This is a genomic window from Martelella limonii (genome assembly GCF_013344475.1).
GTDB classification, from domain to species: Bacteria; Pseudomonadota; Alphaproteobacteria; order Rhizobiales; family Rhizobiaceae; genus Martelella; species Martelella limonii.
The window spans coordinates 1-15,527 of sequence record NZ_JABUOU010000014.1 but is presented as its reverse complement, the minus strand read 5'-3'; the positions used below and the strand labels follow the sequence as shown (position 1 = coordinate 15,527).

At 56.0% G+C, this 15,527-nt stretch carries 19 protein-coding genes; 17 read left to right on the top strand and 2 right to left on the bottom strand.

Going from position 1 to position 15,527, the window contains the following annotated elements; genetic code table 11:
* The first annotated feature begins 1 nt into the window (after position 1).
* Entirely contained in the window at positions 2-1,912 is a 1,911-nt protein-coding gene (locus HPQ62_RS19865) for a hypothetical protein (protein ID WP_174804347.1), read from the top strand.
* A complete protein-coding gene (locus HPQ62_RS19860) occupies positions 1,909-2,754 on the top strand; it encodes a hypothetical protein (protein ID WP_174804346.1) in 846 nt (281 codons plus the stop codon). Before HPQ62_RS19865 ends, HPQ62_RS19860 begins: the two co-directional genes overlap by 4 nt.
* Here HPQ62_RS19860 and HPQ62_RS19855 read toward each other — a convergent pair.
* Entirely contained in the window at positions 2,744-3,115 is a 372-nt protein-coding gene (locus HPQ62_RS19855) for a hypothetical protein (protein ID WP_174804345.1), read from the bottom strand. The genes HPQ62_RS19860 and HPQ62_RS19855 overlap by 11 nt on opposite strands.
* A 361-nt stretch (positions 3,116-3,476) precedes the next feature.
* Between HPQ62_RS19855 and HPQ62_RS19850 the strand changes: the two genes are divergently transcribed.
* The 10 genes from HPQ62_RS19850 to HPQ62_RS19805 all read left to right on the top strand — a co-directional run bounded on the left by HPQ62_RS19850 (position 3,477) and on the right by HPQ62_RS19805 (position 12,551).
* The gene (locus HPQ62_RS19850; protein ID WP_174804344.1) at positions 3,477-3,650 is read left to right on the top strand and encodes a hypothetical protein; all 174 of its coding nucleotides are present in this window, start codon (positions 3,477-3,479) and stop codon (positions 3,648-3,650) included.
* A 62-nt stretch (positions 3,651-3,712) separates the two neighbouring features.
* Positions 3,713-4,441: a hypothetical protein gene (locus tag HPQ62_RS19845; RefSeq protein WP_174804343.1), complete on the top strand. Its 729-nt coding sequence runs from the start codon at positions 3,713-3,715 to the stop codon at positions 4,439-4,441.
* Positions 4,441-4,932: a hypothetical protein gene (locus HPQ62_RS19840; RefSeq protein WP_174804342.1), complete on the top strand. Its 492-nt coding sequence runs from the start codon at positions 4,441-4,443 to the stop codon at positions 4,930-4,932. The genes HPQ62_RS19845 and HPQ62_RS19840 overlap by 1 nt, the downstream gene beginning before the upstream one ends.
* Before the next feature lie 314 nt (positions 4,933-5,246).
* On the top strand, positions 5,247-5,843 hold the full coding sequence (locus tag HPQ62_RS19835) for a transcriptional regulator (RefSeq protein ID WP_174804341.1): 597 nt from the start codon (positions 5,247-5,249) through the stop codon (positions 5,841-5,843).
* Entirely contained in the window at positions 5,840-6,250 is a 411-nt protein-coding gene (locus HPQ62_RS19830) for a DUF6950 family protein (protein WP_174804340.1), read from the top strand. Before HPQ62_RS19835 ends, HPQ62_RS19830 begins: the two co-directional genes overlap by 4 nt.
* Positions 6,247-8,367 (top strand): phage tail protein, encoded by a 2,121-nt coding sequence (locus HPQ62_RS19825; RefSeq protein ID WP_174804339.1) that lies wholly within the window; start codon positions 6,247-6,249, stop codon positions 8,365-8,367. The genes HPQ62_RS19830 and HPQ62_RS19825 overlap by 4 nt, the downstream gene beginning before the upstream one ends.
* Before the next feature lie 7 nt (positions 8,368-8,374).
* Complete coding sequence (locus HPQ62_RS19820) at positions 8,375-11,074, top strand: SGNH/GDSL hydrolase family protein (protein WP_174804338.1); 2,700 nt, start codon at positions 8,375-8,377, stop codon at positions 11,072-11,074.
* Positions 11,075-11,169: 95 nt separating this feature from the next.
* A complete protein-coding gene (locus HPQ62_RS19815; protein ID WP_174804337.1) occupies positions 11,170-11,319 on the top strand; it encodes a hypothetical protein in 150 nt (49 codons plus the stop codon).
* The gene (locus HPQ62_RS19810) at positions 11,309-12,202 is read left to right on the top strand and encodes a hypothetical protein (RefSeq protein ID WP_174804336.1); all 894 of its coding nucleotides are present in this window, start codon (positions 11,309-11,311) and stop codon (positions 12,200-12,202) included. The genes HPQ62_RS19815 and HPQ62_RS19810 overlap by 11 nt, the downstream gene beginning before the upstream one ends.
* Positions 12,195-12,551 carry a hypothetical protein gene (locus tag HPQ62_RS19805; protein WP_174804335.1) on the top strand — a complete coding sequence of 119 codons (357 nt, stop codon included), beginning with the start codon at positions 12,195-12,197 and terminating at the stop codon, positions 12,549-12,551. The genes HPQ62_RS19810 and HPQ62_RS19805 overlap by 8 nt, the downstream gene beginning before the upstream one ends.
* Before the next feature lie 77 nt (positions 12,552-12,628).
* Here HPQ62_RS19805 and HPQ62_RS19800 read toward each other — a convergent pair whose 3' ends face one another.
* Positions 12,629-13,027, bottom strand: coding sequence for a hypothetical protein (locus HPQ62_RS19800; RefSeq protein ID WP_174804334.1), 399 nt, complete (start codon positions 13,025-13,027; stop codon positions 12,629-12,631).
* 226 nt (positions 13,028-13,253) lie between these two features.
* On the opposite strand from HPQ62_RS19800, the gene HPQ62_RS19795 reads away from it, so the two are divergent.
* The 5 genes from HPQ62_RS19795 (at position 13,254) to HPQ62_RS19775 (ending at position 15,313) form a co-directional block, all read left to right on the top strand.
* Positions 13,254-13,997 (top strand): N-acetylmuramidase domain-containing protein, encoded by a 744-nt coding sequence (locus HPQ62_RS19795; RefSeq protein WP_174804333.1) that lies wholly within the window; start codon positions 13,254-13,256, stop codon positions 13,995-13,997.
* On the top strand, positions 13,994-14,194 hold the full coding sequence (locus HPQ62_RS19790; RefSeq protein WP_174804332.1) for a hypothetical protein: 201 nt from the start codon (positions 13,994-13,996) through the stop codon (positions 14,192-14,194). Before HPQ62_RS19795 ends, HPQ62_RS19790 begins: the two co-directional genes overlap by 4 nt.
* Positions 14,191-14,469, top strand: a complete 279-nt coding sequence (locus HPQ62_RS19785) for a hypothetical protein (protein WP_174804331.1) — start codon at positions 14,191-14,193, stop codon at positions 14,467-14,469. Before HPQ62_RS19790 ends, HPQ62_RS19785 begins: the two co-directional genes overlap by 4 nt.
* Positions 14,470-14,590: 121 nt before the next feature.
* On the top strand, positions 14,591-14,947 hold the full coding sequence (locus HPQ62_RS19780; RefSeq protein ID WP_174804330.1) for a DUF1515 family protein: 357 nt from the start codon (positions 14,591-14,593) through the stop codon (positions 14,945-14,947).
* A 51-nt stretch (positions 14,948-14,998) separates the two neighbouring features.
* Positions 14,999-15,313: a hypothetical protein gene (locus tag HPQ62_RS19775; RefSeq protein ID WP_174804329.1), complete on the top strand. Its 315-nt coding sequence runs from the start codon at positions 14,999-15,001 to the stop codon at positions 15,311-15,313.
* Positions 15,314-15,527: the final 214 nt, after the last annotated feature.

Genomic DNA, 15,527 nt, shown 5'->3' with positions numbered 1-15,527 from the left:
CATGGCCGACATTGCCCAGCTTGGTATCGAGATTGACAGCCGAGGCGCGAAGAAGGCAACCGGCGATCTGAACACGCTTGCCGGCGCTGCTACGAAGGCGGAAGGGGCGACAGATCGTCTTGAGGCTTCGGCAGACGGCGCAAGCGCGGCGAACAAGCGCCTCGGAGCATCGGCCTCAAGCGCGGCGGCTCAGGTCAACAAGATGGCCGCGAACCAGAACAGCGCGGCGGCTCGCATGGGTGGCAGCTTCTCTGGTCTTGCTGCACAGGCTCAGGACATTGGAGTTACTGCCGCAATGGGCATGAACCCGATGATCATTGGCCTTCAGCAAGGCACGCAGATCGCTGGGCAGATGCAGATGGCCATGCAGAGCGGCGCATCGGCTGCTTCTGTCTTTGGCACGGCAATCCGTTCCCTGATCTCGCCCATATCTCTTGCTTCGATCGGTCTTGCCGCGCTCCTTGCGGCTGGCATCCAGATGGTCAATTGGCCAATGGCAGCGGCATCCGCTCTTGATTTCCTCGCAAACAATCTCGAAGCAATCGTCACCTATGGCGGGTATGCGGCTGGCGCTCTGGCGCTGATGTATGCCCCTGCCATTCTCGGCGGTATTGCGACCGTTACGACAGCGGTTTGGGGTCTTGGCGCTGCTGCTGTCGGCGCAGCGGCTAGATTTGCAGTGGCATGGGCCGCTGCTGCTGGGCCTTTCACGCTCATCATCGGAGCAATCGCTGCCGTGGTTGCTGCTGTCTACATCTTCCGTGACGAAATCGCTCAGGCTATCGGCATTGATATCGTTGCTGAAGCGAAGAATGCTGGCAACAACATCATAGGCGCTTTGGTAGGCGCCTATGATGCCGTGATCGCCACGTGGAGCAATATCCCTTCCGCGCTCGGTGATTTGTTCGTGCAGGCCGCAAACAGTGTTCTGAAGGTCGTTACCGATATGGTGAACCGTCAAATAGCCCTGTTGAACAAGTTTATAAGCGGCATCAGCAGCCTTATGAAGAGTTTGCCGGGCATGGAAATGTTTGGCGGCTTGAATACCATTCCAGATATTGGAGCACCATCAATACCGAACCCATTTGCTGGCGCTCGTGATCGCAATGCCTCTATGGCCAGTGAGGCCTTCAATGCAGCACAAGGTGTCGATTATATCGGCGGCGCAACGAGCTTGGCTACGATGTATATCGGTGATGCCAAAGAACGCATCATGGGCCTTGCCGACAGCATCCGTTCATTTGGAGATGAGGGCGAAAAGGCTGGAAGGAAAGCCGGAGGCGCTGCCAAGAAGGCGATCGATCAAGCCGAGCGCGCCGCCGAAAAGTTGCGGAAGACCTTGGCCGATGCGGTCGGAGAGTTGGGGCAGGGGATCGGCTCCGCGCTCAAGGGTATTCTCGACGGCACAAAGAAGATCGGCGATGTGCTGATGGATATAGGCAAGACCGTCCTTCAGTATTTCAACAAGGTCAACGTCGCGAAGGGTGGTTCTGGAATCTTCGGCGGCGGTCTGCTTCAGGGTGTCCTTGGCGGGCTGCTCGGGATCGGCTTTGCTTCTGGTGGGTATACCGGGAATGGCGCGGCGTCTAAAGTCGCTGGCGTTGTTCATGGCGGTGAATATGTGTTCTCCAAGCCCGCAGTCGATCGTATCGGGCGCGGCAATCTTGACGCGATGCATAAGGGTAGAGCCGTAGCGCCACGTCCGGCGAACAGCAACCAATCGCAGAACGTGCACGTCACGGTTGGCGTATCGGCCGACAGCAGCGGCACGATCGCCCCCTATGTTGAAAGTGTCGTCGCCTCGTCTGAGCGCCGCACCAATGAGGCCATGTCGTCGAACCTCAAGGGCGAGCAGGCCCGCGTTGCAAGCTACAACCAGGCATCCAGCCTCAAGAGGCCAGTTCGCCGATGACCCGCAGACTTCTAAACGCTCCCGACGTTGAGATTGTCGAACAGTCCTATCCCGGTGGTCCTCGCACGGTCGGGGCGGGGCAGACATCGACCATTGGCAACTTCACACAGGATTACGCATCTCCCTTCGGAGCTGTTGCTCTCAAGGTCACGTTTGGACCGATGCGCGGCTTGCGCGCTCGCCTTCTGTCAGGATGGGCAACGGCGATGCATGGTGGCGCGAACGCTTCTCGCTGGCCCTACCTTGATCCGGATCGACGGGATGCGAAAGAGCTTGGCGTTGAAATTGCGAATGTTCCAAATACGGGATTGGTGTATCGTCCTTATGATTTCTCGACGGTCACCGGTGATGCATTAGACGATTATATCGGCGCTTCGCTGGATTTTGTAACCGGGGAATACAGCCTTTACGATTCCATCGAAACGCTGCTTGGTGAGTACGTCCCTACCTCGCTTCCTTATTCCAACGGCATGTACAACGAAGGCGCTCCGCCTGTGGTTAAGGTTGAAACCGGATCGCCGATTGATAGCACAACGATCTATCTCACCGATGAATGGTGGGGCCGGTCTCTGGACCTTGGCGACGTGATCGGGTTCTTCCCGTTTCACCTTGGCGCATACAAAGTGACGGAGGTTCTCGACCTTGGCGTTTATCGCATCTGGCCTCCGCTGCGAAAGGCGGTATCTGCAGGCGACTACTGCACTTTGAGGCCAGTTCTCGCGGTGAAACTATCCGGGCAAGACGGCGCGGACCTGTCCCGCACGGATTACCTGCTTCAGGGGGCGAATGTGACGCTGATCGAAATTCAGGACTACTACATCAGAGAGAGTTTCACTGGCTGAAGGCAATGCCTCTGGCCATGATTCCCTCCCAGCAGTTTTTGATAGGAGCCATCGGATCGTTCGCGACAGTCACAGAATGAACGGTGTTGTAACCGCGATCCTTCGCCTGTTTCTTCATCAGATTGACGGCGTTGTCTTTGCTTGCGCGTGGGTCCCAAAGCTTGTTCTTGCAGCTATACCCCTCGACTCGCTGCTTAGGGTCCGTTTGGCGCGGGCCAGTTTCTACGATCTGGACTTCTTCAACAGGCTCGATCGCTCGTTGCCCCATTGAGAAGCCAACACCAACGTCAGCGTTTTCAGCCACGGTTCCGCAGCTAGCGAGCGGCGCTAGACATGCCGCCATAATGATAAATCGCTTCATTGGTTTCTCCGAAAGGCCATCCCGTAGCGATGGTTACGCGGCTGGGAAATTAAGTCAAGTCAGCCCTTGAGGTATCCGTTGCCGATGAGCCAGTCGCGGAGGATGGTTCGGAAGGCTTCCGATTGATTGATCGGCGGTTGAACCTCTGAGCGGTATGCCTCGACGGCATCAAGTATCGTCTGATCAATAGCGATCAACTTTTTTATCGGAAATGCAGAAGGACGTCCGCGAGGTGGCATAAATAATTTCCTATATATGTTATTGACGGGCAGTAGAATAACCTATATATGAAAATCAGGCCGATGGGAAGCACCACCTTCCGCACCGGCCCTAACCGAAACCAATCTTGTTGGAGATTGATATGGCTGATCGTGGAAATACCACAGGCGGCAGTGCAGCCGCAAGAATTCTCGCTCTCGTCGCTCAGATGACAAAGCCGCAGCAATCGGCATTCAACCGCATTCTTGACGCCGCTCTGGCTGGCATCGAGGGTCCGGAGTTCGATCGGCTAGTCAACGAATTTTACGCATCATGAAATTCTGAAATTCCTCGCCGCCAATGAGGATGTAACGCGAACACTGAGCTTCATAAGCCCCGGTGTTCGTGAAAGCGAACCCCTGTGCGTTACCGGGCTTGGCGGGCCGGGCGCTTATGGAGACTGAAATGGCTGTAGCAAAGAAAGAGAATATCGGTATAGAACTTCCCAAGCTTGACATTCGCATGATGGAGGTAGCCGTCATCGGCGATAGCCCTCTGATCGTTCATGCGTGGTCTGAAAAGGCCAAGCGGGAAATGCTCGACAAGCAGATGAAGAAAGCCAAGGGCGCGAAGGAAGCGAAAGACCCCAAGGCTGACTTCGAAAGCTCGCTGTATCGCCTCAAGGACGGCTTCGGCTTTCCGTCTGTCGGCTTCAAGAGCGCGGCGGTCACTGCGTGCACGTCTGTTGCCGGGATCACGAAAATCGCCGCCCGGCAGGCCTTCCATATCCTCGGCGAAGATGTTGACGTCCAGGGTGTGTTCGAAGGTACGAAGGGCCGGCACAATCTCGTGAAAATCGAGGGCTGCGAGCCCTCAATGCGCGAGGACACGGTTCGGATCGGGATGGGCACCGCAGACATTCGGTATCGCGGCGAGTTTCCGGACTGGCATGCCCGGCTTCTGGTTCGCTACAACGGCAACGTCCTGAGCGAAGGGCAGATACTGAACATTCTGAATGTGGCGGGCTTCGCGGTCGGCGTCGGGGAATGGAGGCCCGAAAAGGACGGCATGTACGGCATGTTCCATGTTGCGACCGAGGATGAGATTGAAAATCTGGAGGCTGCGTGATGCGGATCGCTGGATTTGAATTTGCCGAAGGGGCTCGCTTTCAGGCCGGAGCGTCGAAAAATGCGAAGGAAGTCGGTGAGCATCTAGAAATGCTCCGGCAGCGCTTCAAGGGCGAGCTGACCCCTGAAGACATTCTTGACGATGCCAAGCATGACAATTCGCCGCTGCATTCGTTCTTCGAGTGGGATGACAGCGCGGCGGCGCATCAATACAGGCTCAAGCAGGCGCGCGGTCTGATCCGATCTGTGGTAGCCGTCTATGTCAGTGATGACCGCCCGGCGGTCAGGCAGAGAGCGTATGTCCATGTCGCGGAAGCCGGCATCCCGCACTATCGGGAAACCAGTCACGCCATGTCGATGACGAAGACCCGGGATATGGTTCTGCAACAGGCATGGCGAGAGTTGCAGGCTTGGCGCAGGCGATACGCCGATCTTTCGGAATTCTCCGACCTGATCGACGTGATAGACGCCACGAAAAAGAAGTTCAATTGAGCCCATGGAGTTACGGCGGGAGTTCTCCTATCAACCCCGCGCCCGGAATGGATTAAGGCAGGTAAGGCGCGAATTGGTTAGGCTAGGCGGGGCGTGCTAAGGCGGGTTCTGGCAGGCGAGGCAAGGTCCGGTGTGGCAGGTCGAGGTCTGGCATGGTCGGCAGGCAAGGTTAGGAGAGGCTGGCCGGGTCGGTGCATGGTTGGGCACGGCAGGCAAGGTTCATTGTGTAGCGCCAAGTCAACCAACGCCATAGTGTGGCATATCAAACTAAACAGAAAGGCTCGCTTCGGCGGGCCTTTTTTATTGAGGTCATCATGAGCACAGAATTCACAGAAGCCGAAAAGCAGTTCCTCGGCTCATCGATGTCGATTTTCCGCGCGTGGTTTGCAGAGATCACGATGCCGGATGACAGTATTTGGCGGGTGCACACCGCTTCAGGGCGAAAGGTCATTGATGGCGTCACTTGGGAAGGTGTTGGCAACCCTGACAAGCATCAGTTGATCAGCGTCGGTGACGTTGTCGATTCCAGGTTCGGAGAGACGGCCAAGATGGAAATCATTCTATCCGGCTTCACCTCTGAATTCCTTGCCTCGATCAAAGAGCAGGCAGCGAATATCGAAGGACAGTCGGCAACGATCTATTGGGCCTGCTTTGACCCCGAAACAGAGACGATATGGCCCTCCGGCCTAAAGCTGCTTTTCAGGGGGAAGCTCTCTGCCCCTTCCAGACACTGGGGGAATGCCGACGGACAGCGCTTCAGGATAGTCAACATCAATATCGAAAGCGAGTTCTCCGCGATCAATTTCGAATGGGGCGGGCTTTGGAACTACAGCGGCCAGCTTGAACGCTATCCCGGTGATCAGGGTTTGCAGTTCGTAGGTGTCGATGTCCAAGAGGTGATCGTTGCATGACTTGGGCTGATTGGATTGCGCAGTGGAGCGAAACGCCGATCACATGGGGCGTGGATGATTGCTCCGCTTTTGCGGCCCTTTGGATCAAGGACGCGAGAGGAATTGATGTCCCGCTTCCGCAATGGTCAAGCCGAAAGGAAGCCAAGAGGCTGATAGCAGAGGCAGGCTCTCTGTATGCCTTATGGCAAGAAGCGCTGGCTAAATCACACATCTATGAAATCCCCATTCATCGGGTCCGAACCGGCGATGTTGGAATTCTGAACACGACTATCAGCGGCCCGGTTGGCGGCATCTTCTTCGCGTACGGAGGAGGTTTTGCCAGTCGCTTCAATGACGGCGTTAAGCGCCTCCCTGTTCGACCTGCGAATGTCATAGCCGCATGGTCGGTTGGGTATCAAGGCCAATGAAAAAAAGCATCCTCTGGTTTGCAACGTCATCGTATCTCGCGATGGCGGTTCCGGCGCATGCCGAAATCATATCGATCAGCAATGCGATCTTTTCGTTCCTCTATTCGGCTGGTGTGGCGGGTGCTGTTGCCAACGCCGTTGCAAACGTTCTTCCGTACGTGGTCTTGGGTGCAACCGTTCTGGCGGGAAGTCTCGGTCGAGGAAGGTCCGGAGCTCTAAAAGGCAACGATGTCAAGAACACGTTCTCCAACAACGAGACGGCGGTCATTGAGGCCGGTGGACGTGTCCGCATCGGCGGACTGAAGGCATTCGGCAATACGGATGGGTCTACCCGTTGGCGCGAGATTTGCCACCTCCAAGGGCCGATTGATGGGGTCGAGGAATATTGGCTTGCCGGGAAAGAAGTCGTGGTTGACAGCGATACTGGACTTGTCCAGTCGCCGCCGTGGAGCAAGCCGGGCGGATCATGGGCGACGTGGCAGACAAAGATAGGAGACGGCACGGAAATAGCATGGCCTGCGCTTGTTAGCGCATTCCCCGGCATATGGACCGCGAACCATCGCAACCGAGGCATCTTTCAAAGCCTACTGACGTTCTACAATCCAGGCATCGATGACGACAAGTTTCTGACGCTCTATCAGGGCGAGTTCGACAAGGCTGAAGTTGTTGTCCGCGCCTCTCCGATCTATGACCCGCGCGACGGGGCACAGAGCGCGGAAAATGAGGCGACATGGCAGTGGTCCGACAACGGGCCGCTCTACGTCATGCACATGATGCGCCGGCTTCCTGAATACTTCAGCGCCTCGCTTTGGGATATGACGCGCATGCAAGCCTCGGCCAATGCTGCCGACGTTCTGGTTTCGACGAAGACAGGCACGGAAAAGCGGTCACGATTTTGGGGCATATGGGAGCATTCCGGCACTCGTGGCGAGACGCTCAATGACGCGCTGGAAAGCATTGGTGGCGAACTGAGAAAGACCGATCAGGGGCTTTATTACATCGCCCTGATTGATGACGACCCCGCGTCTGAGGTCGATTTCAGCAGCGCGGAAGACTACTGCATTGACGTAACGGAAAAGCTCGGCCCTGACGCGGCGGAGCGGCCAAACAAATGCGTGGTGAAGTATTACGCGCCAGAGATGGACTACGAGCTGACTCAGGTCGATATGACCGGCATTGCGTGGGCCAATGTCACCGCCGAAATCAACAAGTATGGGCCGAAGGAATTCACGGTTGATTTGCCGTTTTGCCCTTCCGTATCGCAGGCCTGCCGTATTGCCCGCAGGCTATTTTATCTTCAACGCGCATCGACCGTTTCGATGACGACAAACATGGTGGGCTTAGCGGCATGGAACAAGCACTACGCCACCATAATCCTTCCAGACGAGGACACGGCGACAAAGCTTCGCATCAGCGCTCCGCAGGTGAGTGACGCGGACGGTGTTGTCAAGCTGAGCGGTAAGGTATGGCCCGCGCTATCTCCATTTAATCCCGCCACGGATGAAGCGGATCCGCCGGAAGACAGGCCACAAATTGGCTTCACGTCATCGATTGATGCACCAAGCGCTCCAACGGCATTTGCTCAGGTGCAATATCCGAGTGGCGGGTATGAAATGCGCCTTCAGTACGCTGCAGTTGGCTATGACGGAGCGGAGGCGAATTACCGCAGTTATACGGGGGGTAATCCTAATCCGTGGCAGGCCATGACTGAATCGGGAGGTGCAACCGGAACGCTTTCATACGTTTCTGGGGATTTCACGGGTCAAGTGCTTGACGGAAGAGTGCGTGCGATCGACGGCGAAAGCGCTTCAAGCTTTTCACCCATCTTCAATGGAATTGTAGCGGTCAATAATACATTGCCCGGCATTCCTACAATCACAGATTCAAACAACACCGGGCCCGGAGAAAGTCACTTTGTAACGGTGCAAGCGCCTGCGGAAATAAGCGTCGTAGCGATCCGTATAACAGCGCCGCTCTTCATCGACAGAACCACAGAATGCCGACCCGGTGACGCGGTGACATTCTCTAATTTCGCAGGAGACGAAGGTAAGACCTTCAGCATCTTTGCGCTTACTTCAGATGGCACGCCTGGCCCATCAACAACTTTCAACACCTGAGGCAACCATGGCAGATATCTTTACTTATAGCGGCATTGAGATTTGGGCTTCGCAAAATCCGGATGGAAGCGCGCGCGGCCCGAATATGGGCGAGATGCAAGTTTGGTCCGTCGAAATGGAGGCTTCGGTCAAGGCATTTGTCAACACAACTGGAGGAACAGCCAAGACGACACGCGCGCTACTTTACGCAGATCTTGCGCACGATGCCGGCGCTCTTGCGTGGGTTTATGCCGATAGCACTGCTGCCTACAACGGCATCTACATCAAGTCTGGTGTATCCGGATCAGGATCGTGGACCCGTATTCTTTCGCTACCTTATCAGTATGCAAGGGCGACCAATACCGGAGGCACAAATGCAATCACGGCAACAACTGACATTCCGCTGACCACAGGTATGCTTGTGACGCTTCCAGTGGTGAACACGAACACCGGAAATATGACGGTCGTGTTTAATAGCGGCGCTGCGGTTCCCATCAGGTCAGCCAGTGGCAATCAGATCACGGCGGGCGGCGTTGTGGCTGGAATGCAGCTTCTTGGCGTTTATACGGGCACGGAATTTCGCTTGATCTCAGACCAAGCGTCTTCGGCGATTCTTGCGGTGGTTGAGGATGCGAAGAACGTCGTTGTCGGGGTAATGACGACGGTCATTGATCCGCAGTTCGCAAACATTTCGACCGCTGAAGCATTCGCGCCTACTCTTGCGCCGGATTATATTCGCACTGCGGGTTATGCAGCATCAGGTGATGGCGGAGGAGCTTTGTACAAGAAGGCGGCAAGCGAGCCGTCGCATGACGGTAAGTTCTTCATTACACTCGATGATGCCGTAACGGATGTTTGGTATGAGTTAGCCGAGACGAAGGCCCGCCCCGAATATTTTGGTACAGGCCGAGCAGCGCTGACATCAGCAAAAGGGTACACCGTAGCAAAAGGTACAGCAATCCTTCTCGGTCCAAACGACTACAACATCGGTGATACTCTCCCCGGATTTGATTTCGAGGGCGTAACGATCGAAGTTGATCCAGGTGCGTCGATAACTGGAGCGGTACTTATTTATGGCGGGACTCCTCCACGCGTTACGGCAGAACTCACGATCAACTACGAGGACAGCACCGGGGTCGATTTCTCCCACACTTTCACGCCATCATATACAACACCTCAGTCGCAGAAAGACATGTGGCTTGGTGAGGGAGACATTGATAGGTCCTTCTATTCAAATGTTGATGCGATCAATATGGAGCATGCGACGATTGCATGGCCTTCCAGCGACACATGGACGCCTTCAGCCGCCCCTACAGGTGATGCGAGTGAGATAAACTGGCCCACATCTTCCGACGCAACATGGCGGGCTTCTTTCACGCCAATGCGCGGGGGTCAGGAGCTAAACTGTGTGTTCGGTGCTGGCAGCTATCAGCGTGCGGCATTTATCCGAACGAGCCGTGGATATTTCGTTTTCTATACCCCTACTGGCAGCGGATCAGGTCTCTATGCCTACAAGCTGACAGGTGACAGCGTTGTGTCGTCTGCGGTGGATTGGATAGCGCGATCCGATCATCTCTCAATGCAGCCTGCAAACGCGATGTGGACGATCCGCATCATCGATCACCGTACATGGTCGGTTCTTCTTAACGGCATGGAAGTCATCGGCAAGCAGGATATCGGCGACGGCATCATCTATGACGCTGGGTTCGGCTCGTACGGCGATGCCTCTGCCTCGGTCAAGATTGAACTTGTCAGCAAGAACAATCGCAGCATTTCTCAAACGCCAGCGCCGTCGCGCCTCTTGATTGTTGGCGATAGCATTTCTGCGCCTATTCAGGGTGATTGGCCGTCTCAGATGCGTCAGACCATGGACGGATCGTTTGGTCTCCGCCTGCTCGAAGTCGTGAATGTTGCGGTTGCTGGAGCGAACAGTTCCGACATGGTCACGGAAATCAACAACAACGGAACCAGGTCTTGCAATTATGGATTAGTCTTGATCGGAACAAACGATATCCAAGGCGGCGCATCTGCGGAAACGACGCTTGGAAATCTAGGCTTCACTGATGGTGACGGCGGGTTGCTGTCTCTGCTGCGGGCTTCATTCTGCGAGCCAATAGTTGCGATCCCTCCGCTTTGGTATACGCAAGCCTTGTCGGGCCAAGGCGGGGAGACATTCAACTATGCCGCTGGAGCACGAACGAGGGCTGCAATCGTAAGGCTTTGTGCGCAACGCGGGATCAAATGTATCGACCTTCAGCAAGCGCTGGGGCCGATGATCGCTAACTACATCGCGCTTGCCGATGTGGACAATGGCCTTCGCGACAACATTCATGGGACGCTGGCAACAAACAGGCTGATCGCAATGGCTTTTGCTCGCGCGCTTGCAGACAAGATGTTCCGCAAGATGACCCCCGAAATCTCGCCACGATCAGTGCCAAGCCTGTTTCAGAATGGATGGTCGTCGGCCAGTGCGAGACTTCGCGTTTCTGAGGATGGAGTTGTCACGCTATCAGGGGGTGTAAACACAGGAACAAAAACAGACGGGACAGTTTTTTATGTGCTCCCTGTCAATCTTCGCCCCTCAGTGGATCTCGTATTTATTACCGCGACAAACGACGCTGGGGATCCAGCTCGAATTGATGTGCAAGCGGACGGGAACATTACAATCCGCAATATTTCAACTGCTACGTATGTCGTTCTTGACGGTATTTCATGGAAGGCTGAATAAATGGCTACAGAACAGAAAAACGTGGCGACCTCCGGGCCTGCGGAAATCGCTGATTACGTCCTGGCTTCACAAGCCGAAGTGCAGGAGACGCCACAATGATAGCACTTGGATTTGGACTGAGCTTCGTGACGAGAATGCGGGCATGGTGGACGTCCACCGCCTATCTCGCCATCGATGCAGCCACCGGTGAGAGTGCCAGTCCTGCGGCCATTCTGAATTTCGCGGAGAACCGCTATGCTGGTTAAAACCTTCACGGACATGATCACGTTCACGCGCGCGGGCGCGGCGACCTACATCGATGCTGGCGGCCTGATTCAGACAGCTGCGGCCAATCAGCCGCGCTTCGATTATACGCATGGCCGAAGGCAGTTGCTGCTGGAGGGACCGGCGACGAATTTGCTTCTCAATTCGGCAGTGCTGGCGACACAATCGGTCACGGTAACAAATGCTAACCATGTCCTGAGTTTCTATGGCTCCGGTTCGGTGACCCTTACAGGTGCGTATTCTGGCGTACTGGCAGGTGCCGGGGCGAATGACAGGAGCAGGATAGCATTTTCTGCTGCCGCTGGAACGTTGACAATCACGGTCTCGGGGGATGTAAGGAGCGCCCAACTCGAACTCGGCTCTCATGCAACCTCCTATGTCCCGACCGCAGGCAGCGCCGTCACCAGACCCGCAGACAAAGCGCAACTGACAGAGCCTGTTGTGGCGCTGCTGCGGAGCAATGAAGCCTCGTTCCTGGTCCAGTTTCAGGGGCTCTCCGGCAGCGGTTCGATGAGGATCATGGGTGCGGAATCGTTCTTCCCGATCATATCCCTCGACATTGGAGGAACGCTGCGGTTCGATCCAAGCCTCGTTATCGAGACCGGTTTGACGCAGCCGACGCCGGCTGCTGGCGTTGCCGCCAGCATAGATCGGGCGGCGCCCTTGCGATCGGCGGCCTACAATGGCGGCTCCGTGAAATCGAGCGCCAGTTCGTTGAACGCGCAACTTGATTTCGTCTATCTCGGTCGGGATCGGGATGCTTCAACCGACCGTTTCGCCAATGGCTGGTATGATCAACTCGTGATCTGGCCGTTCCGCATGACGGATGCCGATCTTCAGGCAAAGGCGGTGCCCTATGCATGATGTCTTTCTGAAATTCGCGGACCATACGCAAGCGCTGGCGACGCTTGAGGCGGCCGGCATTGTCATCCGACCCAGCGAAAGCGAGGTGGTTCGCATCACCTATCATGACACCGGTCTGCCCGTGGGCATGCTGATCGTGAAGGCTGTCGGCGCGGTTTGCGATGGAACCGTCTATCAGCAGACGGGCGAGACGGAAACGGACGCGGAAGGGTTTGAATATCCGGTCATGGCCGCCGTGGAAGGTTTCCATGTCAATATTCGGATCGAGGACGGCGCGGACCTGCCCGAGGCGCTTTCGGCCTTCGAAGTGGCGCCGGAGCCAACGACCCCGGCGGAACGGTTTGCGTGACAGACAATCGCTGGCTCCCCACAATCAAGCATGGAAAAGCGGAATGACTAGAATCTATGCCCCTTTCCGACGTATTCCTAAGAGTGCTTCTTGGTCGCCAACTGGCCGAGAGAAGTTAATAGTTCAGTTTCAACACGAAAACCGATTGAAACATCTGGACCGAGTCGGAAAACGAGGTCCGTTCCGTCGAGCGGTTGATCAGTCGCAAAGCGGCTTATGGCAGCGTTCGTGGGGACAACTTCGACAGTATCTACGGCTTCAAGTTCTTTGTTTTGTGCGGGGCCGAGCGCCTGTCCGCGTGCCGACAACATTTGAAGGGACTGGCTGGCTAACTCAATCATATCAGCCATCGAAAGATGAACTTCAATCTCGTTTCCACTGGAATCGGAGACGTGAATGATGCCAATCCGAAAATCCTGCGTTGATTGCAGACCTTGAAAGCGGGCAGCTACGATAGGCTTCGGTTTTTCCGCCATGGGGAATCCTCCTCTTTTACAAAGATATTGAAGCCTGACACGGGCTTCCACGTCAATCTGCGGCTTGACCATGAAGCGTCGCTGCCCGTGGCGCTCGCTGCTTTCGCGGTGACGCCGGACCCGACAACACCGGCGGAGATTTTCGCCTAGCCCACCCTCAATCCAACACGAACACCCGCACCGCCTCCGTGCTGAGGCGGGCGGCAACGCCTGAGGAGGCGGATTAGTGACCGACTTCAACTATTTCAAAGGCCGCGCCAAGCGGATAGATGATATCGACCTGCCACGCATCGGTCATCAGATCGGCGTCGGAGAGGACGAAATCCACGCTTTCATCGACGCGGAGACACGGGGCAATGGCTTCGACAAGCAGGGGCGACCGCGCATCCTGTTCGAACGGCACAAATTTTACAAGTTCTTGCCAGATGACAAGAAAGCCGCTGGCGTTGCATCCGGGATCGCGAATAAGTCGCCGGGCGGCTACGGCAAGGAAAGTGAGCAGTATGGCAAGCTGATGCGGGCCATGGCGATCGATGAGCGGGCGGCACTGTTATCTTGTTCGTGGGGCATGGCGCAAGTCATGGGTTTCAACTATGCACTTGCCGGGTATGACAGCGTCGAAGAAATGATCTTCGCGTTCATGGATGACGAGGAAAACCACCTGCAGGCGGCGGTCAACTTCATCATCAACGCGGACCTCGACGACGAACTGCGGAATCATGATTGGGCCGGGTTCGCTCGCGGCTACAACGGATCGAACTATCGGATAAACCGATATGACGAGAAGCTTGCCGAGGCGTATGCAAAATGGGCGAATATCAGGGATACGCCTTTTGACCCCGTGAAAGACGCACAGAAGCCCACTGAGAGCGATCCGCCACCGGACGCACCAACACAGCCCGAAACCCCGCCGTCCGCATGGGCGGCTTTTTTTATGGCAATCGCCAAGCTTTTCGGAGGCAAGAAATGATGAATGCCCTCATGGGGCCGACCGCCCGCATTGCTCTTCGCTATGGTGCCGGCGCGCTGTTCGGCCTTGCGGTCGGCAAAGAACTGGCGTCCGATCCCGATGTCGTCGCAGTCACTTCAGCCGCGCTGTCGGTGATTATCGGTGTCGCGACGGAGCGGGTTTACAAGATCGCCAAGGCGAAGGGCTGGAAGCTGTGATCGCCCTACTGAAACAAGCGCCGGCGGCGATTGCTGGAGCTCTCGTTGGCGCTGCCGTGGTCTTCCTCATGATGGAACTCATCTTCCTGCCGCGTGCCAGGATCGAAGGCCGCAACGCCGAACGTGCGGCGGTCGCGCAAGCCACGCTCGATGCAACAAAAGAAAGGGTGAAGGACGATGCGAAACTTCAGCGTCTTGGCGCTTATGATCTGTGTGTCGAGTATCTTGGCCGGGTGCCAGAGTGTGAGCGGCTGCGGACCGTTCGTAGCGAATAACCTCTCTCCGAATGAAACGGTCGCCCTCCTCGCTGTCGGTGAAGGCGGCGGGTTGCGAGTGATCGGAAATGACCGGGCCGGCGAACGCCTCGGCTGTTGGTAAGATATAGCGGGCGGCGGCATGGGTACTGAGACAGATTTGATAATGCAGGAGTTGCGCGAGATAAGGCAAGACTTGCGCGACTCCAGAGCGGAAAGCACAGAGAGCCGAAAGGCCATCAGAGACCGCGTTGACAGGCTTGCGGCCGACATAGCCCAAGCACGCACAGACATCACTATTGGCGTCCATGCCGACGCACAGGTGCGCGAGGAATTGAAAGACCTGAAAGCCGCCGCCGCCGACTGGAAGCGGATCAAAACGCTTGGTCTTGGCGTAGCGGGATTGATTACGCTGTCAGGTGTTTCGGTCGGCGTGATCGCGGCTTCGATGGGCGAGGCGTTTGCGCAATGGGTTCGCCATCTACTCAGAATACCTTGACCGATCCACGGCATCATGCATTTGTCATCTCCATCAACAAGGGAGATGAATATGGCAAAGAAGCCGACTGTTGAAGGGCTGGACCTTTCGGCCCTATCGATCGATCAGAAAAAGCAGATCATGGAAGCGCTGAGCGCGGACGTTGATCGCTCTCGAAAAGCTGAGGAACGCCGCCGCGAGCGCCTCAAGGAAGTCTTCGATGAAGCTGAATTGAAGCGCCAAGGCATTCTTGAAGACCTGCAATGGCTCCGCGCTCAGGAACGCAAACACAAGATTGAACTGATCAGCGAGGAGTTCAAGCGCCCCTTCCTCGACAAGAAGGGGGCATTTTCGCCGGCAAACTTCTGGCCTCCGATTGCCGACTGAGAACGATGCGGGAACAGGACTGTACGGGGTTTGCACGGGCAATGCCGCTTGTTCCAATCATGTTCCCGCTTTCTTCTGCAAGTTTCTGCGAGGCTACCATTTCGTGATCGTCAGTGATTTTCTGAAAAATACCCTTGATCTCAATGGCATTTGCCCATAAACGAGCCTCACCGGAGAGGTGGCCGAGTGGTCGAAGGCGCTCCCCTGCTAAGGG

Bases quoted from the DNA above. Each gene is read 5' to 3' on its own strand.
- HPQ62_RS19865 (WP_174804347.1), top strand. From the start codon at position 2: ATGGCCGACATTGCCCAGCTTGGTATCGAGATTGACAGCCGAGGCGCG.
- HPQ62_RS19860 (WP_174804346.1), top strand. From the start codon at position 1,909: ATGACCCGCAGACTTCTAAACGCTCCCGACGTTGAGATTGTCGAACAG.
- HPQ62_RS19855 (WP_174804345.1), bottom strand. From the start codon at position 3,115: ATGAAGCGATTTATCATTATGGCGGCATGTCTAGCGCCGCTCGCTAGC.
- HPQ62_RS19850 (WP_174804344.1), top strand. From the start codon at position 3,477: ATGGCTGATCGTGGAAATACCACAGGCGGCAGTGCAGCCGCAAGAATT.
- HPQ62_RS19840 (WP_174804342.1), top strand. From the start codon at position 4,441: ATGCGGATCGCTGGATTTGAATTTGCCGAAGGGGCTCGCTTTCAGGCC.
- HPQ62_RS19835 (WP_174804341.1), top strand. From the start codon at position 5,247: ATGAGCACAGAATTCACAGAAGCCGAAAAGCAGTTCCTCGGCTCATCG.
- HPQ62_RS19830 (WP_174804340.1), top strand. From the start codon at position 5,840: ATGACTTGGGCTGATTGGATTGCGCAGTGGAGCGAAACGCCGATCACA.
- HPQ62_RS19825 (WP_174804339.1), top strand. From the start codon at position 6,247: ATGAAAAAAAGCATCCTCTGGTTTGCAACGTCATCGTATCTCGCGATG.
- HPQ62_RS19820 (WP_174804338.1), top strand. From the start codon at position 8,375: ATGGCAGATATCTTTACTTATAGCGGCATTGAGATTTGGGCTTCGCAA.
- HPQ62_RS19815 (WP_174804337.1), top strand. From the start codon at position 11,170: ATGATAGCACTTGGATTTGGACTGAGCTTCGTGACGAGAATGCGGGCA.
- HPQ62_RS19810 (WP_174804336.1), top strand. From the start codon at position 11,309: ATGCTGGTTAAAACCTTCACGGACATGATCACGTTCACGCGCGCGGGC.
- HPQ62_RS19805 (WP_174804335.1), top strand. From the start codon at position 12,195: ATGCATGATGTCTTTCTGAAATTCGCGGACCATACGCAAGCGCTGGCG.
- HPQ62_RS19800 (WP_174804334.1), bottom strand. From the start codon at position 13,027: ATGGCGGAAAAACCGAAGCCTATCGTAGCTGCCCGCTTTCAAGGTCTG.
- HPQ62_RS19790 (WP_174804332.1), top strand. From the start codon at position 13,994: ATGATGAATGCCCTCATGGGGCCGACCGCCCGCATTGCTCTTCGCTAT.
- HPQ62_RS19780 (WP_174804330.1), top strand. From the start codon at position 14,591: ATGGGTACTGAGACAGATTTGATAATGCAGGAGTTGCGCGAGATAAGG.
- HPQ62_RS19775 (WP_174804329.1), top strand. From the start codon at position 14,999: ATGGCAAAGAAGCCGACTGTTGAAGGGCTGGACCTTTCGGCCCTATCG.